At 66.1% G+C, this 22,949-nt stretch carries 17 protein-coding genes; 4 read left to right on the top strand and 13 right to left on the bottom strand.

From position 1 onward, the window contains the following. Positions 1 to 19: 19 nt before the first annotated feature. Positions 20 to 259, bottom strand: a complete 240-nt coding sequence (locus tag M9H71_RS18130) for a hypothetical protein (protein WP_455406340.1) — start codon at positions 257 to 259, stop codon at positions 20 to 22. Positions 260 to 642: 383 nt separating this feature from the next. On the opposite strand from M9H71_RS18130, the gene M9H71_RS18135 reads away from it, so the two are divergent. After that, a complete protein-coding gene (locus tag M9H71_RS18135) occupies positions 643 to 1,146 on the top strand; it encodes a hypothetical protein (RefSeq protein ID WP_455406341.1) in 504 nt (167 codons plus the stop codon). Positions 1,147 to 1,223: 77 nt separating this feature from the next. Here the strand turns inward: M9H71_RS18135 and M9H71_RS18140 are convergent, their stop codons facing one another. The 12 genes from M9H71_RS18140 to hpaR form a co-directional block, all read right to left on the bottom strand. Further along, positions 1,224 to 3,596: an efflux RND transporter permease subunit gene (locus tag M9H71_RS18140; protein ID WP_455406342.1), complete on the bottom strand. Its 2,373-nt coding sequence runs from the start codon at positions 3,594 to 3,596 to the stop codon at positions 1,224 to 1,226. Between the two features lie 207 nt (positions 3,597 to 3,803). Beyond that, a complete protein-coding gene (gene eutC / locus M9H71_RS18145) occupies positions 3,804 to 4,568 on the bottom strand; it encodes an ethanolamine ammonia-lyase subunit EutC (RefSeq protein ID WP_455406343.1) in 765 nt (254 codons plus the stop codon). 7 nt (positions 4,569 to 4,575) lie between these two features. After that, complete coding sequence (locus tag M9H71_RS18150; protein WP_455406344.1) at positions 4,576 to 6,162, bottom strand: B12-binding domain-containing radical SAM protein; 1,587 nt, start codon at positions 6,160 to 6,162, stop codon at positions 4,576 to 4,578. Between the two features lie 229 nt (positions 6,163 to 6,391). Then, positions 6,392 to 7,774 carry an ethanolamine ammonia-lyase subunit EutB gene (locus M9H71_RS18155; protein WP_455406345.1) on the bottom strand — a complete coding sequence of 461 codons (1,383 nt, stop codon included), beginning with the start codon at positions 7,772 to 7,774 and terminating at the stop codon, positions 6,392 to 6,394. A 62-nt stretch (positions 7,775 to 7,836) separates the two neighbouring features. After that, positions 7,837 to 9,540 (bottom strand): methyl-accepting chemotaxis protein, encoded by a 1,704-nt coding sequence (locus M9H71_RS18160; protein ID WP_455406346.1) that lies wholly within the window; start codon positions 9,538 to 9,540, stop codon positions 7,837 to 7,839. A 53-nt stretch (positions 9,541 to 9,593) separates the two neighbouring features. Further along, positions 9,594 to 10,049, bottom strand: a complete 456-nt coding sequence (locus M9H71_RS18165; RefSeq protein WP_455406347.1) for a cache domain-containing protein — start codon at positions 10,047 to 10,049, stop codon at positions 9,594 to 9,596. Between the two features lie 213 nt (positions 10,050 to 10,262). Beyond that, entirely contained in the window at positions 10,263 to 11,141 is an 879-nt protein-coding gene (locus tag M9H71_RS18170; RefSeq protein WP_455406348.1) for a transglutaminase family protein, read from the bottom strand. Next, on the bottom strand, positions 11,138 to 13,639 hold the full coding sequence (locus M9H71_RS18175; protein WP_455406349.1) for a circularly permuted type 2 ATP-grasp protein: 2,502 nt from the start codon (positions 13,637 to 13,639) through the stop codon (positions 11,138 to 11,140). The genes M9H71_RS18170 and M9H71_RS18175 overlap by 4 nt, the downstream gene beginning before the upstream one ends. 25 nt (positions 13,640 to 13,664) lie before the next feature. Beyond that, positions 13,665 to 17,006, bottom strand: coding sequence for a transglutaminase family protein (locus M9H71_RS18180; RefSeq protein WP_455406350.1), 3,342 nt, complete (start codon positions 17,004 to 17,006; stop codon positions 13,665 to 13,667). A 241-nt stretch (positions 17,007 to 17,247) separates the two neighbouring features. Further along, entirely contained in the window at positions 17,248 to 18,024 is a 777-nt protein-coding gene (locus M9H71_RS18185) for an HpcH/HpaI aldolase family protein (protein WP_230766075.1), read from the bottom strand. Between the two features lie 134 nt (positions 18,025 to 18,158). Then, entirely contained in the window at positions 18,159 to 19,244 is a 1,086-nt protein-coding gene (locus tag M9H71_RS18190) for a malate/lactate/ureidoglycolate dehydrogenase (RefSeq protein ID WP_455406351.1), read from the bottom strand. Between the two features lie 37 nt (positions 19,245 to 19,281). After that, the gene (gene hpaR / locus M9H71_RS18195; RefSeq protein ID WP_455406352.1) at positions 19,282 to 20,088 is read right to left on the bottom strand and encodes a homoprotocatechuate degradation operon regulator HpaR; all 807 of its coding nucleotides are present in this window, start codon (positions 20,086 to 20,088) and stop codon (positions 19,282 to 19,284) included. Between hpaR and hpaH the strand changes: the two genes are divergently transcribed. The 3 genes from hpaH to hpaE are packed head-to-tail and all read left to right on the top strand — an operon-like array spanning position 20,066 to position 22,825. Beyond that, the gene (gene hpaH / locus M9H71_RS18200) at positions 20,066 to 20,872 is read left to right on the top strand and encodes a 2-oxo-hept-4-ene-1,7-dioate hydratase (protein ID WP_455406353.1); all 807 of its coding nucleotides are present in this window, start codon (positions 20,066 to 20,068) and stop codon (positions 20,870 to 20,872) included. The genes hpaR and hpaH overlap by 23 nt on opposite strands. A gap of 20 nt (positions 20,873 to 20,892) precedes the next feature. Beyond that, on the top strand, positions 20,893 to 21,291 hold the full coding sequence (locus M9H71_RS18205; RefSeq protein WP_455406354.1) for a 5-carboxymethyl-2-hydroxymuconate isomerase: 399 nt from the start codon (positions 20,893 to 20,895) through the stop codon (positions 21,289 to 21,291). Next, positions 21,284 to 22,825, top strand: a complete 1,542-nt coding sequence (gene hpaE / locus M9H71_RS18210; protein WP_455406355.1) for a 5-carboxymethyl-2-hydroxymuconate semialdehyde dehydrogenase — start codon at positions 21,284 to 21,286, stop codon at positions 22,823 to 22,825. Before M9H71_RS18205 ends, hpaE begins: the two co-directional genes overlap by 8 nt. Positions 22,826 to 22,949 lie beyond the last annotated feature (124 nt).

The raw sequence follows: 22,949 nt of genomic DNA on the forward strand, positions 1-22,949 counted from the left end.
CGGACGCCGTCTCACCGCCTCACTGGCCGTGGCTGACCAACACCTGGTTGCAGGCTTTGCTGATCTTCGCGCGATTCTGCTGCAGGCAGGACAGAATCACCAGATCGCTCTGTTCCATCACGGAGCGGCAGTAACGCGACACGTCGCGCGAACAGGCCTTCTGCTCGGCTTCGGTGCCGCTGCGCTGCTGTTGCTGGGCATTGGCTCCGGCGGTCATCGAAACGAGCAGCAACGCGAGCGCAACCAAGGTCTTTTGCATTGTCTTCCTTCGATATGGGCTGGGGGGTCGAATCCCGTTCTCGATCATATCATCGGCGCCGCCTGGAAGGATCGCGGAGCGCTCGACCGGCACAACGGTACGATGTGTCGATCAAGGAGACAAATACGGCCAAATTAGTGCCGGCGCACGCGCCATCTCCGCGAGCTTGCGGAAAGCTGCGGAATACCTGTCGTTTTTGGCCGAAGCGTTGCCGATTTGATGCAAATGCGATAGTTCCGCGCTGGGCGCGTCGGAACATTGCGAGCATGCGCCTTGGTGTGCGGGTGCGGCGTCACTATCTGATTTGAACCTGCCGTGAGGCGAACACACTAACCAGCGACGTGACGCGAGGTCGTCACCAAGCGACTCCAAGGATGGCCAGAATGAGCCTGCTTCGTTCCACCACTTCCTCCATCCATGCGTTGAAGGCGGCCGGGCTCGGCGCCGCGATGATGCTGTCGGCATCGGCTGCGGTCGCAGACTCAAGGCCGTTCGCCGGGTTCGAAGGATCGTGGTCGGGCAGCGGCACGGTGGCCCTGTCGGACGGCACCAAGGAGCGGATCCGCTGCAAGGCGACCTATCGGGTCGGCGGCGGCGGCAACGAACTGGCGCAGACGCTGCGCTGCGCCAGCGACAGCTACAAGTTCGACCTCTCCAGCAACGTCGTCAGCAACGGCGACCGCATCTCCGGCAACTGGAGCGAAGCCAGCCGCAACGTCAACGGCAGCCTGCAGGGCAAGGCCGGCGGCGGCCACATCGAAGTGTTCGTCGAAGCCGCCGGCTTCGCGGCCAGCATCTCGCTGACCACCCGCGGCAACAAGCAGGCGGTGACGATCAGCTCGAAGGGCGAGATCCGCGGCGTCAACATCTCGATGACCCGCGGCTGACGACAAGCACAGAGACGCTCTGAATCACAAAGCCCCCTGATCTTGCGATCCGGGGGCTTTCATTTGAACAGGCCGCTCTACACCACCGGTCCGGCGCGATGGCGGCCGCCGCGCAGGCGCTGCGCGGTGGCGATCAGCCACATCGCGGTCGGGCGCAGGATGAACAGGTCGGCGATCAGCGCCGCCACCATCGCGAACGCACTGAGCCAGCCGAACAGCCGCAGCGACGGCAGATCTGAGAACACTGTAACGCCGAGACCGCAGGCCAGCACCACGGTGGTGAGGATCAGCGCCGGCCCGACCAGCACGGTGGCGCGCTCGACCGCGTGCGCGGCGCTGACGCCCGGCGGGCTCTCCAGCCGCAAGCGGTTGAGGAAGTGGATTGTGGCCGACAGGCCGAGACCGAAAGATACCGTCAGCGCCACCACGCTGGCGAATTGCAGCCCCTCCCCCATCACCCACAGCATCGTGCCGGACAGCACCACCGGGAAGATGCCCGGCAGGATGCAGGCCAGCATCACGACCACCGACCGGAACGCCAGGCCGATGAACACCGCCACCAGCGCGAACTCGATGGTGAGACCGTGGTTCAGCTTGGAGATCATGTCGGCGCTGTTGCGTGCGGCGATCGCCGACAGGCCGGTGACCGCGATCTCGTAACCGGGATGCTCGGCGCGCAGCTTGTCGAGCGCGTGGTCGAGCTTTTCGACCACGGGAAGGATCTGGCTGGAATCGAGATCGGGCACGCGGCCGGAGACGACGACCGCAGTCTGATCGGCGGCAATGAAGCGCCGCACCAGATTCGGCGGCAGCAGGTCGACATATTCCTTCAAGGTGTCGACGCTGGTGGTGTGCGCCTTCTCGGCGAGCCAGCGGCGTAGCGTCTCCAGCGACCAGACGTTGCCGACACCGGCCTGCTTTTCCACCGTGGCGTGGACCTGAGCGATGATCTGCAGGGTCTGCGGCGAATACAGCGACTCGCCCTTGGGAAATTCGATCAGCACGTCGATCGGATTGGCGCCGGTCAGCTTGGCGTCGAGGCGGCTACTGGCCTGCACCGCCTGCTCCTTGTCGGGCACCTGATCGGCCAGACGATAACGCGGTTCGAGATTGGCGTAGACCACCGACAATCCGCCGACCACCAGCACCGCCAGCAGGCTGAACAGGCCGGGCCGGCCGACCATCCGCACCGCGATGAAGGCACAGAAACGGCGCAGCGCGTTGACGCCGAGATCGGCGCTCTGGAACTTGGCGGCGAACGCCTCCTCGTGCCTGACCAGCAGAACGCCGAACACCGGCACCAGCGTCAGCACCGCGATCAGCGCCAGCACGGTGGCGAGCAGGCCGGCCTCGCCGAACGCCCGGATCAGGTCCGAATTGGAGAACTGCAGCGCGATGAAGGAAATGCCGGCGGTGGCGTGGGTCAGCACGCAAGCCGGCCCGACCACCAGGACTGCATTCTTGAACGCGGTGTATTTGTCCTCACCCGCGATCAATCGGTCCCGCGCCGCAAAGGTGAGCTGCATCGAATCCGAGAAGCTGATCACCATGATCAGCGGCGTCATCACGTTGAGGAACATGTTGAGGCTGAAGCCGGCCCAGCCGAGTACGCCGAGCGCCAGCAGGATCGCCAGCAGCGGCGGAAACGCCGCCACGACCATGAACGAGATCTTGCGGAAGAACAGGATCGCGATGACGCAGCCGGCGAGAATGCCGGCGACGTTGTAGATCAGTCCGTCGCGCTCGACCGCGTTGCGGATCTCGAGCTGCATCACCGGCACGCCCGACAACTCGCGCGTCAGCCCGGAGCCTTCGAGGTCCTGGTCCATCGTCTTGCGCATTTCACCGATGGTGGCGCGCAGCCGGGTGGTGTCCGCCACCACCTTGGGATCGAGCGACAGCACCACCAGCGCCAGCGTGCCGTCTTCCGACAGCAGCTTGCCGCGGATGATCTCGTTGCTCTTCACCGTCTGGATGAACTGGTCGTAGGCCTCGCCTTCCGGCAGATCCGGCGGGAACAGCGCCGCCGGCAGCTTGCCGGGCTCCGGCGCCTGCCGCGCCGAGAACAGCGAGATCAGGCCGCGCACGCCGTCGATCAATTGCAAGTCTGTAACGGTGTCGCGCAGCTTCTCGAGATTGTCGCGCGCCAGCAGGTCCTTGCCTTCGACCACCATCAGCACATCGAACTCGGTCGACGGAAACCGCTTGGTGACCTCCTCGTACTGCTTGAACTCCTTGGTGTCGGAGCGGAAAAGCTGACTGAGGGAGTCGTCGATCTTGATCCGCTCGATGCCGAACACCGCGCCGACGATCAACGCCAGCAGGATGATGCACGATAGCACCGGTGCGCGCAGCGGGATCAGACCCAGCCGCTCGAGGCCAAAAGCGATGCTGACCCGCCGTCGCTTCAATTCTGCGACTTCGGTGTCGCTCACGTTCTTATCCAGCATGCGCTGATCCGTCCTGTCGATCGCTCGTCCTAGCGAGACTTCCCGGCACGAATGCGACAGCAGTCGCACTGCCCGCCATCCTGGTCTCTGGACATGCAGCAATTCACCACGTGCGCAGGCTCGGACCGACCGCCCTTCGGCATCGAGACTGGGAACCCGAATCCACCAGATTCGCGGTCCGCTTGCGAGTTTTCCGGGAGCTCGGGATCAAGACGTGGGCAGCTCCCGCACCGGGTCACCGCTCTCGTCCTTGAGGGCGACGCCGGTCACCTGCCGGGCCAGACCTTCGCGCGCCAGCCATGCGATCTTGTGCGCCGCCTCCTCGGCCGAAATGCCGGCGGCATGGATGTTGGAGACGCAATTGCGGTCGGCATCGGTCAAGCCGGGCCGCGGCCCGAAGGTCAGATAGGCGCCGAGACTGGCCGGCGCCGTCAGGCCGGGCCGCTCACCAATCAGCACCACCGCCAGCCGGGCCCCGAGTGCGGCGCCGATCTCGTCGCCGAGCGCGACCCGGGCGCCGGTCGCCACCACCGCGGCCCCGATGCCGATCCGGGCCGCGGCGAGCCGCGGCAGCAGATGCCGCACCACATCGACAGCCTGAGCCGCCACCGCAATCGGGGACAGGCCGTCTCCGATCACGAGCACGACATCGCCCCCCTTCGAGGCCCCAGACAAGGTCTCGCACGCGGCCGGATCGAGCTGTCGGCCGAGGTCGGGCCGGGCGAGATAGTCGCGGCGATCCGCCGCGCGGCTCGCCACCTGCAGCACCGGCAAGCCGAGCGCCTCGAGCGCGCCGGAGATCGCCCCGGCGTCGAAGGCGGCATGGACGGCGTCGCGGGCGCGGGCATGGGCCAGGGTGAAGTCCAGCAGCGCCTCGGTCGGCAGGCTGGCGCCGGCGCGGCCGAGGGCAACGCGCGCGGGGGTGAGACGGCGCAGCTCGGCAAGCGAGCGCGGCGGAGCGGGAGAATTCATCGCAGTCCTACTCCGCCGGCACCGCCACTTCGCGCAGCCGCAGCGAGTAGTTCGATGCGTTGGCGTGGCCGTGCGAGGCTTCTCGCGCATAGATGATCAGATGATGCGCCACCACCATCACCGACAGGAAGAATTCGAACTCGCCGCGGAGCAGACGGGTCAGCGCGAATTTCCAGAACGCAGCCCTGTAGTCGCCCTTGACGCCGATCTGCCAGACGATGTTGCGCAGCATCACAATGGCGCGCTTGATGTTGGCCTTGGAGGCGCGCTGAGGCGTCGTCGGCGGCCTGATCCGATGCGCATAGGCGTTGCGGATCTGATGGTCGTAGCGCGCCAGCAGCGCGGCGGGCTGGTAGGCGTGCGACATGCAGTCCTTCCACATCGCAACCACTTGATCGTAGGGCATCAGGAAGTCGACGTTGGAATCCCTCGCCTCGTCGTGAATCAGGCGGCCCTCACGCTCCAGCCGGTCCCACAGCGGCGTCTTCGGCAGCGCCTGCAACAAATTGATGGTGAGCAGCGGGATCTGCGACTGGTCGATGAACTTCAGCAGGAAGTTGCCGGTCTGCGGCGTGTCGGTGTCGAGCCCGAGGATGATGCCCGACACCACCTCGATGCCGTAGCTGCCGATGGTGCGGACGCCTTCCAGGATCGGGACCATCATGTTGTGGTCCTTGTGCATCGCCTTCAGCGCCGTCGGATCCGGCGTCTCGATGCCGACGAAGATCGTGCAGAAATACGCCTCGCGCATCAGCTCGAGAATTTCCGGCCGCTTGGCGATGTTCAGCGTCGCCTCGCAGGCGAGCTGCAGCGCGAAACCGGTGCGCTTCTGCCACTCGACCAGATGCGGCAGCAGCTCCAGCGCCGCCTTGCGGTTGCCGATGAAATTGTCGTCGACGAAATACACCGAACCGCGAATGCCGCATTCGACCATCCGGTCGAGCTCGGTGATGATCTGCTCCGGCGTCTTCAGCCGCGGGTTGCGGCCGTACAGCCCCGGGATGTCGCAGAATTCGCACTGATACGGGCAACCCGACGAATACTGGATGCTGCCGAGCAGATATTTGCTGCATTCCGCCAGCTCGTAGGCGGGAATCGGAAACAGCGCCATGTCGAGGCGGTCTTCGGTGGTGAACGCGATCTGCCGCTTCGGCCGCGTCACGTCGTGCGCCAGCTTCGCGATCAATTGATCGGTGGCGTCGCCCAGCTCGCCGACGTGCAGATAGTCGAAATTCGGATAGTAGTCCGGACAGGCGCTGACCGACGGGCCGCCGAGCGCCACCGGCAGGTCGAACGCATGGGCGCGGCTGCAGATGTCGTTCATCTGCGGGCGCTGAATGTGCATGCCGCTGACGAACACCGCATCCGCCCAGGTGAAATCGTCCTCGGTGGCGGGACGAATGTTCTCGTCGACGAAGCGGACAGACCACTCCTCCGGCAGATAGGCGGCGATCAGCAGCAGTCCCTGCGGCGGCATGAAGGCCGCCACGTCGTCCATCAGCGGATAGGAGTGCTGGAACGTACCGAACGACTTGGTGTAGCGCGGGAAGACACACAGAATACGACGACTGGTCTGCCCGGATTCGGATTTCATCGAACTTTCCCCGCGAACGTCACGCTGCCCGTGTTGGTTGCGGCGATCGTCGGCACGGTTCGACCGCCGGCCCCAAAAACGGCAAGTTCAATTCAACTGCGCGACTCGCGACCGGTTCCCCCACGGCTGCAAAAAATCCCACCCGATAGCGACCGCGATGCGCAATCTAATCACGACCGTCCTGGAGCGGCCAGCGATTCTTTGTCGGCTTTTCGGAGGCGCGACGAGGTCAAGCGATCAATCGCGCGGCGATTTCCGGCAGCAGGACACCGTCCGTCAGCGGGCGGTGGTCGGGGCCGGCAAAACCGGAGCGGACCAGCCAGTCGTCGAACTCCGGCGCCCGCTTCAGACCGAGCAGGTCGCGGACGTACAGCGCGTCGTGAAACGACGTCGATTGATAGTTGAGCATCACGTCGTCGGCGCCGGGCACGCCCATGATGAAATTGACGCCTGCGGCTGCGAGCAGCGTGAGCAGCGTGTCCATGTCGTCCTGATCGGCTTCGGCGTGGTTGGTGTAGCAGATGTCGACGCCGAGCGGCAGGCCGAGCAGCTTGCCGCAGAAATGATCCTCCAGGCCGGCGCGCACGATCTGCTTGCCGTCGTAGAGATATTCCGGGCCGATGAAGCCGACCACGCTGTTGACCAGAAGGGGCGAGAATGCGCGAGCCACCGCATAGGCGCGCGCCTCGCAAGTCTGTTGATCGACGCCGTGATGCGCGTTCGCCGACAGCGCCGAGCCCTGCCCGGTCTCGAAATACATCACGTTGTCGCCGAGCGTGCCGCGCTTCTGCGTCAGTGTCGCCTGATGCGCCTCCGCCAGCAGCGCCAGATCGACGCCGAAGCTGCGATTGGCGGCCTCGGTGCCGGCGATCGACTGGAACGTGAGATCGACCGGCGCCCCCTGCTCGATCAGACGCAGGGTGGTGGTGACGTGGGTAAGCACACAGCCCTGCGTCGGGATCGCCAGCCGCCCGATGATATCGTCGAGCAGCCGCACCAACTGGCCGAGCACCGCCGGATCGTCGCTTGCCGGATTGATGCCGATGCAGGCGTCGCCGGCGCCGAGCAGCAGGCCATCGAGAATGGAAGCGGTGATGCCGCGGGCATCGTCGAACGGATGGTTCGGCTGCAGACGCACGCTCATCCGACCCGGCAGACCGATGGTGTTACGAAACCGTGTGACGACGCTGCACTTCTTCGCCGCCAGGATCAGATCCTGGTTGCGCATCAATTTTGACACCGCGGCGACCATTTCGGGCGTCAGGCCCGGCGCCAGCGCGGCCAGCGCCGCCGGCGTGGCCGCATCCGACAGCAGCCAGTCGCGAAAGCCGCCGACGGTGAACGAGGCCACCGGCGCGAACGCCGCCGCGTCGTGACGATCGGCGATCAGCCGCGTCACTTCGTCGGCCTCGTAGGGGATCACCATTTCGGACAGGAATTGCCGCAGCGGCAGGTCGGCCAGCGCCATTCGCGCCGCGACCATCTGCTCGGCGCTTTCGGCGGCGATGCCGGCGAGACGATCACCTGACCGCGGCGGACTTGCCTTGGCGAGCAGGTCGCGCAGATCCTCGAACACGAACGAGACGTTGCCGATGCTGTGGCGATAGATCATGGCGTCCCCGGCACGGGTGCTGCAATCGCAGCGCTGGCCGGAGGCTAGCAAAGCCGTGCGCGTCAAGCGACCCGCACGGTTGCGAGAAATTTAGCCACCTCGGCGCGCAGCCGGTTGTTTTCACCCGACAGCATCTGCGCCGAGGTCAGGACCTCGTCCGACGCGGCCCCGGTGTCGGCGGCGCCGCGGTTGACGTCGCCGATATTGGCTGCAACCTGGTTGGTGCCGATCGCCGCCTGCTGCACGCTGCGGGCGATCTCCTGGGTGGCAGCGCCCTGCTCGTGGACCGACGCCGCGATCGTCGACGCGATGTTCGCGATCTTGCCGATGGTGCCGCCGATCTCCTTGATGGCGACCACCGACTCGCGGGTGGCGGCCTGCATCTCGGCGATCTGCGCGCTGATTTCGTCGGTCGCCTTGGCGGTCTGCTCCGCCAGCGCCTTGACCTCCTGCGCCACCACGGCGAAGCCGCGGCCGGCCTCGCCGGCACGGGCGGACTCGATGGTGGCGTTGAGCGCCAGCAGATTGGTCTGACCTGCGATCGTGGTGATGAGCTGGGTCACGTCGCCGATGCGGTTGGCGGCCTGCGCCAGCTTGGCGATCCGGGCGTCGGTCTGTTCGGCCTGCTGCACCGCCTCGTCGGCGATCTTGCGGGACTCGCTGACCTGGCGGCTGATCTCCTCGACCGAGGCGGTCATCTCCTCGGTGGCGGACGCCACCGACTGCACATTATGCGAGGTCTCGGACGAGGCTGCGGCCACTGTGGTGGCGAGCTGCTGAGTCTCGGCGCTGCCCCTGGAGAGCGCACCGGCGGAGGCTTCCAAGGCCTGCGAGGCGATGCCGACCTGTTCGACGATCTGGCCGACCGCGGCCTCGAAGCTGTCGGCAAGCTGGTGCAGCTCGGCGCGCCTCGCTTCGGCAGCTTCGTGGTCCTGGCGCTGACGTTCGGCCTGCTCGCGCTCGGCCTTGGCCACCGCCTGAACTTTGAACTCTGCAACCGCACGGGCCATCTGGCCGACCTCGTCGCCACGCTCCAGCCCGGGTAACTGCACGTCGAAATTGCCCGACGCCAATTCACGCATCGCCCCGGACATCGCGACCACCGGGCGGGCGATGCCGCGACCGATCAGAAACGAGAACGCCACACCGACCAACGACGCCACGGCGAGGACGCTGCCGAGCACCACCTGCTCGCGATCGAGTGCAATCCCGGTCTGCGCGATTTCGCGGTCGCGCGTGTCGGCGGTCGACAGCAACAGATCGCTGATCTGCCGATCGATCTCGCCGAAACTCTTCTCCGCGCTCTTGATGAACAGCATCGCCGAGCCGGCGTCTCCATCGGCCATTTCGATCGCGTTCTTGGCCTGTTTCTGATAGGCGGCCACCGCCGCCTTCAATTTTTCGAAGGCCGGCTTGGCGGCGTCGGCGCCGAGCGCCTTCTCGACCTCGCCGAGCGAGGTCGGGATCTGGCCGATGCCGGCGGACGCTTCCTTGATCACCTTGTCGAGCTTGGCCGCGTCGGTCTCGTTCGCCGCGGTCGCAGCCATCCGGTACAGTTTGGCGTGCGCGGTCCAGGCCGTGTTGTTGAGCTCGGCCGCGAGCTCCGACAATCTGACCGGGCCGGAGACCAGCTTGTCGACATTCTGCTGATTGGCACGCAGCGACTGCAACGCGAACGCGCCGATGGCGATCATCACCACGACGAGGAATGCCGGAGCAAGCTGGACCTTCCACGACAACCCGATGTGTTTGATCCAGCTTGTCATCAACAATGTCCCGGTATCCGTTCAACAGCGTTCGAAGATGGCGGCGCGAGACGTCACATCTTGTAGATACCCGCGCAGACAGCCGTGTTCTCGAGCCGCTCGCAATACATCTCCTTCGGCTCGACCTTCTTGCTGACCGGATTGACGAACTTGTAGTCCTGCCAGAACGACGGCTGCTTGGCGGCGAGCTCGACGCGCTCCTTGACGTACAGCTTGCCGTCGACATCCTGCGCCTCGATCATGTCCTTGCCGACGAACTTGGCGTTGGCACCATGCGCCAGCACCTTGCCGTCGAGCTGATAGACGACGACGTAGAGGTCGTCCTTGACGAACGGGCCGGCGCGATCACTGATGACGACGTACGCCTTTTCGACGCCATCGGCCTTGATCGCGGCAACGGCCTTCTTGACCATTGCGACCGCGTCGTCCTTGCTCGCACCGGCGCTCGCGGGAACGGCGGCGAAAGCCATCGCGGTCGCAGCGACGATGGCGATGATGTTCTTGTTCATGGGAGATCTCCTCCTAAGAAGGGCTCAGGGGCTCAGGGTTTCAAGGCCCGGCCACACTGACGCTCAAACGCGAACGTAGTGTTAAGCGACTACCTCGGGTTGTTACCAGTCAGCCGACGGACTGACCTAATAACTAACTGGCAATTCTACTGATTTTTGCACGGCAGCGGTACGGTAACGGACGCTTGGAGCGAGCCGCGACGGTCCGAACGATTACTCGACCGGAATGACGTCGACCGCCACCGAGAGCTTCTGCCGGCGCGAGCCGACGATGACACCGTCGACCGGCGAGACGTCCGAAAAATCTCGGCCGACCGCCAGGACGATATGGTCGGTACCAACCAACAGGTCGTTCGTCGGGTCGAACCCGATCCAGCCGAGCTCATTGCCGCACCATACCGAAACCCAGGCGTGGGTGGCGTCGGCGCCCTGCAGCCGCTCCTGCCCTTCGGGCGGATAGGTCCGCAAGTAACCGCTGACATAGGCGGCCGGCAGTCCGAGCCCGCGCAGGCCGGCGATCATCACATGAGCGAAGTCCTGGCAGACGCCGTGGCGCTTCTCGAACACTTCGGCCAGCGGCGTCGAGATGACCGTCGCTTTGGGGTCGTAGCGGAATTCGGTGCGGATCCGGCGCATCAGCTCGGCGGCGCCGGCGAGGATGCCGCGCCCCGGCGAAAAGCTCTGCGCCGCGTAGCGAGTTACCGTCGGCAGGATCGGTACCAGCGGACTTGAGAACACGTAGCCGACCGGCGACGAGGCACGGAGGCTCGGACTGGTGAGCGCGGCATCGCGCACCGGCTCCCATGGCTGGCTACCTTCGTCGCGCGCCGGCGGCTGCCTCGTCACCTCGACGCGCGACCGGCTATCGATCCGCAGCAGCCGGTGCGGCGTTTCGATTACGATGTTCTCGGTCAGGATGCCGAAGAAGTCGGTACGCGCGGTGCGCACAGCCGGCCGCGGCTTGATCTCGATCGCATGCGAAATCAGCGACTGGCCGGCATCGGCGATCGGCCTCAGCCGCAGCGAACAGCGCGCGAAGCTGACCTGGCTGCCATACGAGTAGGTCGTGACGTGGCGAATATCGTAGATCACGCCAGCCCCGTCAGCTTTTCCGGGCGCATCGCGCTGGCGCCGTGCGGGAAGTAGTGCGCGCCGACCGCCTCGGCGAGACCGAGCAGATCCTGCTCCAGCGCGAACAGCCAGGACGCGTCGATCGCCTCGGCCTCGGCAGCGGTCAGTTTTGCCATCGCCGACACCGCCAGCCGCTGCGGCCGCTCGATCAATCCGCCTTCGTGCAGCGACGGTAGGCTGGCGATGTGGTCGTTCAGCTCCTCGACCTGGAACGCCACCGAGCGCGGATTGTAGGGATCGAGCACGGCTAGATCGCGGACCGGCGCCAGCAGCGGCGCCAGCAGATAGCGGGACCGGTAAGTGATCTGCGAGTCCACCAGCGTAAGCAGCACGTCGAGGTCTTCGGCGGTGGCGCCGTCGCAGGAGAGCTGCCGAGCGAAGCGTGCGGTGTTGACGGCGCGCTCGACGCGGCGGCCGATCCGCAGGAAGCGCCAGCCTGCGGCGCGATTCATGTTCTCGTGCGACAGGCCGGAGAAACCCGCCAGCTCCTGCAGCGCCATGTCGGCGGCCTGGATCACCGCTTCCTCACCCTCGACCGGCACCGCGAGGCGCGCTTCCATCTGGGTGATGACGTGCCAGGCGTCCGGCGACAGCCGCTCGCGCAGCGACGAGGCGTTGCGCTGGGCGGCGCGGATCAGCGACAGCGCCGAGCCGAACTCCTCTGGGCTCTGCAGCGCGTCGGCGGCGATCTTCGCGGTCTGCGCACGCGGCCCCAGCGAGGTCGCGCCCCAGGCGATCAGCAGCCGCTGGATCTTCTCGATGGCATGGTGCAGCGGCCCCTTGCCGGGATCGCGCTGCGGCGCGCTGAGCGCGCGCAGCAGCCGCAGCGTCGCCTCGGCCCGTTCGAGATAGCGGCCGAGCCAAAACAGATTGTCGGCGGCGCGACTCGGCAGCACGCCGGTGATGCGGCGGATACGGACGCTGTCGAGAGCCGGCAGCAGCGACGACGGCGCAACCGCATGATCGGACACCACCCAGACGTCGGCGGCGCGGGCGCCCTGCCCCATCGAGACGGCACGCGAGTCCAGGCGGTCGGCGATCCGGCAGAAGCCGCCGGGCATCACCGCCCAGCCCTGCTCCGTGGCGGCGGCGAACACGCGCAGCACGAACGGCCGCGGCGCCAGCTTGCCGTCGTCCCACACCGGCGTGGTCGACAGCCTCACCTGCTCCTGAGCGACGTAATCGAGCCCGCGCGCCGCGATTGCGTCGCGCAAGTGATCGCGGACCACCGGCGGCAGTTCACCGGGCAGCACCGGACCGTGATGCGAGAAGCCCGGCACGTTCTGACCGTAGGCACCCTCGATCACGAATTCATCGAGCCGGTCGAGCACTTCCTCGCGCGCGGCGGACTGGCCGCACCACCAGGTCGCGATATGCGGCATCTTCAGGTCTTCGCCGAGCAGCCGGCGTGCCAGCGGCGGCAGGAAGCCGAGCAGCGCGCGCGCTTCGAGCACGCCGGATCCCGGCATGTTGGCGACCACAGCACCGCCTTTGCGGATCACGTCGATCAGTCCGGCGACGCCGAGCTGCGACGACGCGTCCAGCTCGAGCGGATCGAGCGAGTTGGCGTCGATCCGCCTCAGCAGTACATCGATCCGCTTCAATCCGGCGACGGTGCGGATGTGCAACCGGTCGTCGGATACCGTGAGATCCTCGCCTTCGACCAGCAGGAAGCCGAGATAGCGCGCCAGCGTGGCGTGTTCGAAATAAGTTTCGCTGAACCGGCCCGGCGTCAACAGCCCGATCCGCGGTTCGTCGCGATCGGCGATCGCGCGCAGGCTGTCGCGAAACGCCTCGAAGAACGAGGCGACGCGCTCGACATTCATCGACTTGTAAAGATCGTTGAAGGCGCGCGACAGCACCAGACGGTTTTCCAGCGCATAGCCGGCACCGGACGGCGCCTGGGTCCGATCGCCGAGCACCCACCATTGCCCGTCCGGGCCGCGACCGATGTCGGCGGCGTAGAAATGCAGATAACGCCCGCCCGGCGGTTTAACCCCGACCATCGGCCGCAGATAGTCGGCACTGCCCGCAACCGCTGCAGCCGGCAGCGCGCCGTCGGCGATCAGCCGGCCATCGCCATAGATGTCCTGCAGCACGCCTTCGAGCAGCGTCGCGCGTTGGGCGATGCCGGCGGCGATCTGCTGCCACTCGCTGTCACCGATCAACAGCGGGACGTGGCTGAGCGGCCAGGCGCGGTCGGCGGCATCGCCCGGCGCCCGGTAGGTGACGCCGGCATCGCGCAGATGCTGGTCCGCCGCGCCGAAGCGGCGCTCGATCTCGTCGGCGGACAAGGCTGCGAACGCGTCGAAATAACGCCCCCACACCGCGCGCGGCTGGCCGTCGGCGCCGATGAACTCGTCGGGAATTCCGGGCAGCCTCGTATAGTCGCGGGTCCACTGCCCGACCCTGCGGTCGCGCGGTCGGACCTTCCGGGCCGGGCCGACATGCTGCGCCATCGTCTCATCCCCCATGTGGAAGGATTCAATGCAGCAGTGGCGTCCGCAAGTCGAGGGTTAGCGGGAATTCAAGTGTGCGTTCTTCCTGCGGCGGATCGATCCGGCCGGGGGTGTGACCGTGATCCTGGAACCGCGCCAGCCGCCGCGCCTCGGCTTCATACGAGTTCACCGGCTTGGTTTCATAGGCCCGGCCGCCGGGATGGGCGACGTGATAGACGCAGCCGCCGAGCGAACGGCCGTTCCAGGTGTCGACGATGTCGAACACCAGCGGCGCATGCACAGGAATCGTCGGATGCATCCCCGCGGCCGGCTGCCACGCCTTGAACCGGACCGCCGCCACCGCCTCGCCCGAGCGAGCGGTCGACGTCATCGGCAACCGGCGGCCATTGCAGGTGATGACGTGGCGGCCCTCGACGAAGCCCTCGGCCTTGACCTGTAGCCGCTCCACCGAACTGTCGACATAGCGCACCGTTCCGCCTGCGGTGCCCTCTTCGCCGAGCACATGCCACGGCTCCAGCGCCTGGCGCACCTCCAGCGTGACACCGCCGTGATACACGCTGCCGAACACGGGAAAACGAAACTCGAGCTGCGCGGTGAACCACTCCGGCTCGAACGCGTAGCCGGCGCGCGCCAGCTCGCCGAGCACGTCGCGGAAATCCTCCCACAGATAATGCGGCAGCATGAAGCGGTCGTGCAGCGCTGTGCCCCAGCGAACAAACTTGCCGTCCAGCGGCTCGCGCCACAGCATCGCGATCAGCGCACGGATCAGAAGCTGCTGCGCCAGACTCATCCGCGGATCGGGCGGCATCTCCAGCGCGCGGAATTCGACCAGGCCGAGCCGGCCGGTCGGGCTGTCCGGCGAGTACATCTTGTCGATGCAGATCTCGGCGCGGTGGGTATTACCAGTGATATCGACCAGGATGTTGCGGAACAGCCGGTCGGCGAGCCACAGCGGGCCCTTCACGCCCGGCGGCGGCACATGCGCCAGCGCAATCTCCAGTTCATACAGCGAATCGTGCCGTGCCTCGTCGATCCGCGGCGCCTGGCTGGTCGGCCCGATGAACATGCCGGAGAACAGATAGGACAGCGACGGATGTCGCTGCCAGAACAGCACGAGACTCTTGAGGAGATCCGGCCGCCTCAAGAACGGTGAGTCCGCAGGGCTGGCGCCGCCGACCACGACGTGATTGCCGCCGCCGGTGCCGGTGTGGCGGCCATCGATCAGGAAGCGGTTGGCACCGAGCCGCACTTGAGCGGCGTCTTCGTAGAGACCGAACGTGGTGCGCACCGCCTCGCGCCAGTTCGTGGCCGGCTGAATGTTGACTTCGATCACACCCGGATCCGGCGTCACCTTGATGACGTCGATGCGCGGATCGTAGGGCGGCGGATAGCCTTCGATATGCACGCGGATCTGCATCTCCTCGGCGGTGGCTTCGACCGCAGCGATCAGTTCGAGGTAGTCCTCGATTCTCTCGGTCGGCGGCATGAAGGCGCACAGCACGCCCTCGCGCAACTCGATCGACATCGCGGTGCGCACCCCGCCCTTGCGCAGCTTCTGCTCCTCGACCTGCTGACTTGTCGTCGCCTCGCTGGCCGACTGTTCGACCACCGCCATCTGATCGCGCGCGGGTTTGGCTTCGCTCGCCGGCGGCGGCGCGAACAGCGGCAGCGTGCCGCGCGGCTCGAGCGGATCGCGCGGCACGATGAACGGATAGTCGTCTTCCGGGATGTGCGGCAGCGACGAAATCGGCAGCCGGAAGCCGAGCGGCGAGTCGCCCGGCAGCAGAAACAGATTGCCGCGCCGCAGTTTCCAGCGCTCGCTGCGCCAGCGCTTCTTCTGCGCCGGCGTCGCTTCCGCATTCCACGCCTGGATCGGCAGCACGAAACCGCGCGGCGTATTCAGCCCGGTGTCGAACACCCGCGCCATCCGGGCACGCTCTTCCGGATCGGACAGCTTGCTGTCGAGCGGATCGACGTTCGGCGGCAGCGCCGCTTCCTTCTGCAGCCAATGGTTCGGATCTTCGAACGCCGGCAGCACGTAGTCGGTATCGATCCCGAGTCGCTTCGCCGTGCCGATCGCGAACTGCTCGGCCTCCTCGACCTTGGCCGGCCGCTGCCCGACCACCGGGGCGATCAGATCGGCATTGTTCCAGATCGGCACGCCGTCCTTGCGCCAGTACAGACCGAAGGCCCAGCGCGGCAGGCTTTCGCCCGGGTACCATTTGCCTTGACCGAAATGGAGCAGACCGCCGGGTGCGAACCGGGTGCGCAGCCGTCGGATCAGATCGTCCGCCAGCATCCGCTTGGCGCCGCCGACCGCGGCGACGTTCCACTCCGGCGATTCCAGATCGTCGATCGACACGAAGGTCGGCTCGCCGCCCATCGTCAGCCGCACGTCGTGCGCGACCAGATCGGCATCGACCTTTTCGCCGAGCGCATCGAGCCGCGCCCAGCTCTCGTCGGAGAACGGCTTGGTGATGCGCGGCGCTTCGCGGATTCGTTCGACCCGCATGTCGAAGTTGAAATCGACATTGGCGAAGCCGACCACGCCGGAGATCGGCGCCGCCGTGCGATAATGCGGCGTGGCGGCGACCGGGATATGGCCCTCCCCAGCGAGCAGACCAGAGGTGACGTCGAAGCCGACCCAGCCGGCGCCGGGCAAATAGACTTCGGCCCAGGCGTGCAGATCGGTGAAATCGTGCGCGGCGCCCTTCGGCCCATCGAGCGACTCGATGTCGGGGCGAAGCTGGATCAAATAACCGGACACGAACCGCGCCGCGAGGCCGAGGTGCCGCAGCGTCTGGATCAGTAGCCACGCCGAGTCGCGGCACGAGCCGGCGCTCTTGGCGAGCGTCTCCTCCGGCGTCTGCACGCCCGGCTCCATCCGGATGATGTAGTTGACGCGCTCGCGCAGTTTGGCGTTGAGGTCGACGAGGAAGTTGACCGTGCTTTCGGCTTCGCGCGGGATCGAATCGAGATACGCCTTGAACAACGGCCCGGGCTCGATCGTCGCCAGATACGGCGCCAGCTCGTGCTGCAGGTCGGCGCTGTAGGCGAATGGAAAGCTCTCGGCATAGCTCTCGACGAAGAAGTCGAACGGGTTGATCACCGTCATCGCCGCGGTGAAATCGACCTCGATCTTCAGCTCGTCCGCCTTCTCCGGAAACACGAACCGCGCCAGCCAGTTGCCCTGCGGGTCCTGCTGCCAATTGATGAAGTGGTTCGCCGGCGTGACCTTCAGCGAATACGACAGAATCGGCGTCCGCGTATGCGGCGCCGGACGCAGCCGGATGGTCTGAGGACCGATATCGACCAGACGGTCGTATTTGTAATGCGTGACGTGATGAAGGGCGACATAGATCGACACAAGGGCAGCTCCGGCATTGAATTTAAGCAGAACACCGGAGCTCGGGGCGATCAAGCGCTAACAAAGGGCAAGGGGTGCACAAGCGGAAGGCGTCTGGCCCCTCACACACTGCTGTCATCGCCCGCGAAGGCGGGCGACCCAGTATCCCAGAGCGTTTGCGACCGAACACCAATGCGCTGGAATACTGGATCCTCCGCCTTCGCGGAGGATGACGGTGAGTGGAGATTGAGGGCGGCGGCCCTTACGCCTTCCCGCCCGAGTTCTTCCGCGTCTCGGCGACCCAGCTCCGGGCGCCGATCGCCATGATGCCGCTGTCGTTGAGCAGCGTCACCAGCTTGAAGCCGAGCGCGATGTTGCGGGCGGCGCCCTCCGGGCCGGAGCAGTGGATACCCGGATAGATGCCGCGCTTGTCGCATTCCTTCAGCAGCTTGTCGTAGATCTTCAGGATCTCAGGCTCGTCGCGGTCGAGCTTCGGCACCAGGCCGTAGGAGAAGCCGAGATCGGACGGGCCGATATAGACGCCGGCGATACCCTCGACGTCGAGGATCGCCTCCATGTTCTCGACCGCGGTGCGGGTCTCGATCATCGGGATGCACAGCGTCTCGTCGTTCGCGGTCGCCTGATAGTTGCCGGACGAGCCATACAGGCCGGCACGGATCGGTCCGTTGCTGCGGGTGCCGCGCGGCGGGTACTTGCAATACTGGACGAAGTTCTCCGCTTCTTCCTTGGTGTTCACCATCGGGCAGATCACCCCATAGGCGCCGCCGTCCAGCACCTTGCCGATGATGCCCGGCTCGTTCCACGGCACCCGCACCATCGGCGTCACCGGATGCGCCTGCATCGCCTGGAAGCAGGTGACCATCGATTGATAATCCTGCACGCCATGCTGGATATCGACCGTGACGCTGTCGAACCCACACTGCGCCATCACCTCCGCCGAGAACCCCGACGGAATCGCCAGCCAGCCATTGACCACGACTTTGCCGTCGGCCCAGAGTTGTTTCACCTTGTTTGCCATTGCCAGTTCTTTCCTGCCGCAGTCGGTTTTTAGTTATCGAGATCCTCTCTCCGTCATTGCGAGGAGCGAAGCGACGAAGCAATCCAGCGCCCCACGCTTGGCTCCTGGATTGCTTCGCTCGCAATGACGGAAATTCACGCCGTCGCCGCCCGGATCGCGGCCTCGTCGACACCGACCTCGCGGGCGGTGGCGACGATCGCGGCCCAGGTGTCGTCGGGGAGCGGGACGCCGTTCTTGGTACGCTCGGCGCGCGTGCGTGTTTCCGGATCGCCGGGGATCAGAACCTGATCGACGCCGGCGATCGGCTTGGCGCTCTTGAAGTAATCGACGTAGCGCGTGACTTCGGCATCGAAGACGTGCGCCGGATCGATCCGTTTGGGATCGACATAGATCGAGAACATGCCGTTGGCGAACGGCCGGTTCGGCCCGGTCGCGCCGTTGCCGGTGAGCGCGCCGCCGAGCAGTTCGCAGATCAGTGCGAGCCCCGAGCCCTTGTGCTCGCCGAAGGCGCGGATCGCGCCTTGGCCGTTGGCGTGATTGATCGGGCCGTCCTTCTCGTGCGGGCCGTACAGCGTCGCCGGGTCTTCGCTCAAGCTCCCGTCGGAATTGATCAGCGCGCCTTGCGGCAGCTTCTTGCCGCCGCGCGCCGCAACCAGCACCTTGCCTTCGGCGACGATCGAGGTGGCGAGATCGAGCACCACCGGCGGCGCGCCCGTCCGCGGAATGCCGACGCAATACGGCGCGGTCGACAATCTGCGATCGACGCCGCCGAACGGCGCTACCAGGACAGAGCCCGCCGCAGTGACGAAATGGATCGACACCAACCCTTCGGCCGCAGCCATCTCGGCCCAGTCGCCGATCCGGCCGATGTGGCCTGCGTTCTTCAGCGCAACCGCGGACAGCCCCTGTGTCTTGCATTTATCGATGCCAATCCGCACCGCCTGCGGCCCGACGGTCTGGCCGTAGCCGAACTTGCCGTCGACCACCGCGAGCGACGGCAGATCGACCGGGACGTCGACAGTCTGGTCCGGATGCACCGCGTCAGCGTTGCGCCAGCGGATGTAGACCGGCACGCGGATGACGCCGTGACTGTCGTGGCCGGTGAGATTAGCGGTGGTAAGATAAGAGCCGATCCGCCGCGCCTCTTCCTTCGACGAGCCCGCGCGCTCGAACACCTGGGCGACGAAATCGATCAGCCGATCGACCTGCACGGTCACCATCTTGGCGCACTCCGCCGGCCAGCGGTCGCGTGCTGCGTCATTCGTCGTCTCCTCCCCGTGCCGCGGACTTCGGCCGCGGTCGCTTTTTAGGAGCGCGAGTTGAGCGAAATTCGGCTTCGCTGTCCACCGCGCTTCCGGCATGGCGCACCGGCATCGCGATCAGACTCGCCTCCAGTGCACGCAGAAGGTCCTGGAGTTCGGCGAGCCGATCGCCACCGGTCCGCCGCGTGATTTCGGCATAGATCGCTTCCGAAAACGGCGCGACAGTTTCGATCAGCTTCAGCCCCTTGGCGGTGATCGAGACCGTGCTGCGGCGCAGGTCGTCCTTCACCAGCTTGCGTGCCAACAGCTTGCGCGCCTCGAGATCCCGCAGCATCCGCGACAGACTCGGGCCGAGCAGGAAGGCGCGCTCCGCCAACTCCGTCACTTCGATCGCTTCGGCCGCGGCGAGCACGCGCAAAATCCGCCATTGCTGCTCGCTCAGCCCATGGGCGCGCAGCAGCGGCCGGAAGTGCCGCATCACCGCCTCGCGGCCGCGCAGCAGCAGCATCGGCAGCGAGCGCGAAAACTCGCGCATCGGCGCTTTGCTTCGGCCCGACTCCTCCCCGTCGTTGCGGGGCGTATCGCGTCGACGCAATCCAGCTTTGGATCGCACCGCTGGATCGCTTCGCTTCGCGCGCAATGACGGTGGCGGAGATTTTTGCATCGCAACAGGAGCGGTTTCGGTTTGAGCGCGGTCATTTAACATGTTAATCATCTGCTGCGCGACGGTTTTGTTGAACGAACCGCGCCGGGATGAAACGATTTTCGCTGGAGCGACGATGGCGCTTTCGAACGACGACATCCGCGCGGCGGCCGAACGGCTCGATCGCGCCGAACGAACCAAGGTCCAGATCCGCCAGTTGTCGCTCGATCATCCGGCGATCACGATCACCGATGCCTATGCGATCCAAGGCGCCTGGATCGAGATCAAGCTCGCCGCCGGCCGCCGCGTGCGCGGCCACAAGATCGGGCTGACGTCGAGGGCGATGCAGAGCCAGCTCGGCATCGATGAGCCGGACAGCGGCATTCTGCTCGACGACATGTTCTTTAGTGACGGCGGCATCGTGCCGACCGATCGCTTTATCGCCACGCGGGTCGAAGCCGAGCTCGCCTTTGTCATCAAGCATCGCCTCGCTGGCCCGCATTGCACGATCTTCGACGTGCTGAACGCCACCGACTTCGTGGTGCCTGCGCTCGAAATCCTCGACACGAGGGTGCAGCGGGTCGATCCGGAGACCAAGGCGACGCGCAAGATCTATGACACCATCGCCGATAACGCCGCGAATGCCGGCATCGTGCTCGGCGGCCGGCCGATCCGCCCGCTCGACACGGATCTCCGCTGGATCGGCGCGCTCGCTACCAAGAACGGCCAGCTCGAAGAGACCGGCCTCGCCGCCGGCGTGCTCAACCATCCGGCGACCGCGGTCGCGTGGCTGGCCAACAAGATCGCGCCGCAGGGGCTGGCGCTGGAGCCCGGCCAGATCGTGCTGGCCGGCTCGTTCATCCGCGCGATCGAGACCGCGAAGGGTGATACGATCCAGGCCGACTTCGGGCCCTACGGCACCGTGAGTTGTTACTTCGGGTGACGCGCCGAAGCGAGGGACACATGCCGCATTTCACCATCGAATATTCCGCCAATCTCGACGACAAGGTGGACATGGCCGAGATCGTCGAACTGGTTCGCACCGCTGCGATCGAGACCGGAATCTTTCCGGTCGGCGGCATCCGCGTCCGCGCGATTCGTTGCGAGACATACGCGATCGCCGATGGCCGGCCGGGCTTCAGTTTTCTCGCGATGCTGCTGCGGCTCGGCGAAGGCCGCGACCTCGCCGCCCGCAAGCGCGCCGGCGACCACATCTTCGCCCAGCTCTCGCATCATCTTGATCCGCTGTTCGGCGACGAGGGCTTCGCGCTGTCGTTCGACATGCAAGTCAACGACAAGGAGACGAGTTGGAAGCGCAACTCGATCCACGACCTCCTGATCGCCGAGGCCCGCCATGGCTGATGCCGCTACGCCCCCTTCCGGATTGCAGGCCAATCTCGACCGCGCCGCACCGCTGCTGAAGCAACTCAAGGCCGATGGCATCGGCCATCTGATCGGCGGCGAAATCGTTGCGGCCTCATCCGGCGCAGTGTTCGAGACGGCCTCGCCGATCGACAATGCGGTGCTGGCGCAGGTGGCGCGCGGCACGGCGGCGGACATCGACCGCGCCGCCAAGGCCGCCAAGGCCGCGTTTCCGGCGTGGCGCGACATGGCGCCGGCCAAGCGGCGCAAACTGCTGCACAGGATCGCCGATGCGATCGAGGCGCGCGCCGACGACATCGCTGTGCTGGAATGCATCGACACCGGTCAGGCGCATCGCTTCATGGCCAAGGCCGCGGTGCGCGCCGCCGAGAATTTCCGCTTCTTTGCCGACAAATGCGCCGAGGCGCGCGATGGGCTGAACACGCCGAGCGACGAGCACTGGAACGTCTCGACCCGGGTGCCGATCGGACCGGTCGGCGTGATCACGCCGTGGAACACGCCGTTCATGCTGTCGACCTGGAAGATCGCGCCCGCGCTCGCGGCCGGCTGCACCGTGGTGCACAAGCCGGCCGAGTGGTCGCCGGTGACGGCCGACATACTGGCGCGGATCTGCAAGGACGCCGGCCTGCCGGACGGCGTGCTCAATACCGTGCACGGCTTTGGCGAAGAGGCCGGCAAGGCACTGACCGAACACCCCGCCATCAAGGCGATCGCCTTCGTCGGCGAGACCGCCACCGGCGCCGCCATCATGGCGCAGGGCGCGCCGACGCTGAAGCGCGTGCACTTCGAACTCGGCGGAAAGAACCCGGTGATCGTGTTCGACGATGCCGATCTCGACCGCGCGCTCGATGCCGTGGTGTTCATGATCTACTCGCTCAACGGCGAACGCTGCACCTCGTCGAGCCGGCTGCTGGTGCAGGCGTCGATCGCCGATCAATTCATCGAAAAGCTCACGGCGCGCGTGCGTGCGCTGAGAGTCGGCCACCCGCTCGATCCGGCCACCGAAGTCGGCCCGCTGATTCATCAGCGCCATCTCGACAAGGTCTGCTCCTATGTCGACGTCGCCCGGAAGGACGGCGCGACCATCGCGGTCGGCGGCGCGCCTCACGTCGGCCCCGGCGGCGGCCACTATGTGCAGCCGACGCTGGTGACGAATGCCCGCAGCGACATGCAGGTGGCGCAGGACGAGGTGTTCGGCCCGTTCCTCACGGTAATCCCGTTCAAGGACGAGGCCGAGGCGGTTCAAATCGCCAACGATGTCCGCTATGGCCTCACCGGCTATGTCTGGACCGGCGACATGGGCCGTGCGCTGCGCGTCGCCGATGCGCTCGAAGCCGGCATGATCTGGCTGAACTCGGAAAACGTCCGCCATCTGCCGACGCCGTTCGGCGGCATGAAGCAATCCGGCATCGGCCGCGACGGCGGCGACTACTCGTTCGAGTTCTACATGGAGACCAAGCACGTCTCGCTGGCCCGCGGCACCCACAAGATTCAGAAGCTGGGGGCGGTGTGACGATCACCTTCTCCACTTGTCATTCCGGGGCGCTCGCGAAAGCGAGCGAACCCGGAATCTCACCACGGGCACAGTCCGTTTCCACAACCTCGGGATTCCGGGTTCGCGCCTGACGGCGCACCCC

The sequence above is a fragment of the Rhodopseudomonas parapalustris genome (assembly GCF_053772255.1).

Excerpts from the sequence above, each read along its gene's own strand:
- M9H71_RS18130 (WP_455406340.1), bottom strand. The coding sequence starts at position 259 with ATGCAAAAGACCTTGGTTGCGCTCGCGTTGCTGCTCGTTTCGATGACC.
- M9H71_RS18135 (WP_455406341.1), top strand. The coding sequence starts at position 643 with ATGAGCCTGCTTCGTTCCACCACTTCCTCCATCCATGCGTTGAAGGCG.
- M9H71_RS18140 (WP_455406342.1), bottom strand. The coding sequence starts at position 3,596 with ATGCTGGATAAGAACGTGAGCGACACCGAAGTCGCAGAATTGAAGCGA.
- eutC (WP_455406343.1), bottom strand. The coding sequence starts at position 4,568 with ATGAATTCTCCCGCTCCGCCGCGCTCGCTTGCCGAGCTGCGCCGTCTC.
- M9H71_RS18150 (WP_455406344.1), bottom strand. The coding sequence starts at position 6,162 with ATGAAATCCGAATCCGGGCAGACCAGTCGTCGTATTCTGTGTGTCTTC.
- M9H71_RS18155 (WP_455406345.1), bottom strand. The coding sequence starts at position 7,774 with ATGATCTATCGCCACAGCATCGGCAACGTCTCGTTCGTGTTCGAGGAT.
- M9H71_RS18160 (WP_455406346.1), bottom strand. The coding sequence starts at position 9,540 with ATGACAAGCTGGATCAAACACATCGGGTTGTCGTGGAAGGTCCAGCTT.
- M9H71_RS18165 (WP_455406347.1), bottom strand. The coding sequence starts at position 10,049 with ATGAACAAGAACATCATCGCCATCGTCGCTGCGACCGCGATGGCTTTC.
- M9H71_RS18175 (WP_455406349.1), bottom strand. The coding sequence starts at position 13,639 with ATGGCGCAGCATGTCGGCCCGGCCCGGAAGGTCCGACCGCGCGACCGC.
- M9H71_RS18185 (WP_230766075.1), bottom strand. The coding sequence starts at position 18,024 with ATGGCAAACAAGGTGAAACAACTCTGGGCCGACGGCAAAGTCGTGGTC.
- M9H71_RS18190 (WP_455406351.1), bottom strand. The coding sequence starts at position 19,244 with ATGGTGACCGTGCAGGTCGATCGGCTGATCGATTTCGTCGCCCAGGTG.
- hpaH (WP_455406353.1), top strand. The coding sequence starts at position 20,066 with ATGGCGCTTTCGAACGACGACATCCGCGCGGCGGCCGAACGGCTCGAT.
- hpaR (WP_455406352.1), bottom strand. The coding sequence starts at position 20,088 with ATGTCGTCGTTCGAAAGCGCCATCGTCGCTCCAGCGAAAATCGTTTCA.
- M9H71_RS18205 (WP_455406354.1), top strand. The coding sequence starts at position 20,893 with ATGCCGCATTTCACCATCGAATATTCCGCCAATCTCGACGACAAGGTG.
- hpaE (WP_455406355.1), top strand. The coding sequence starts at position 21,284 with ATGGCTGATGCCGCTACGCCCCCTTCCGGATTGCAGGCCAATCTCGAC.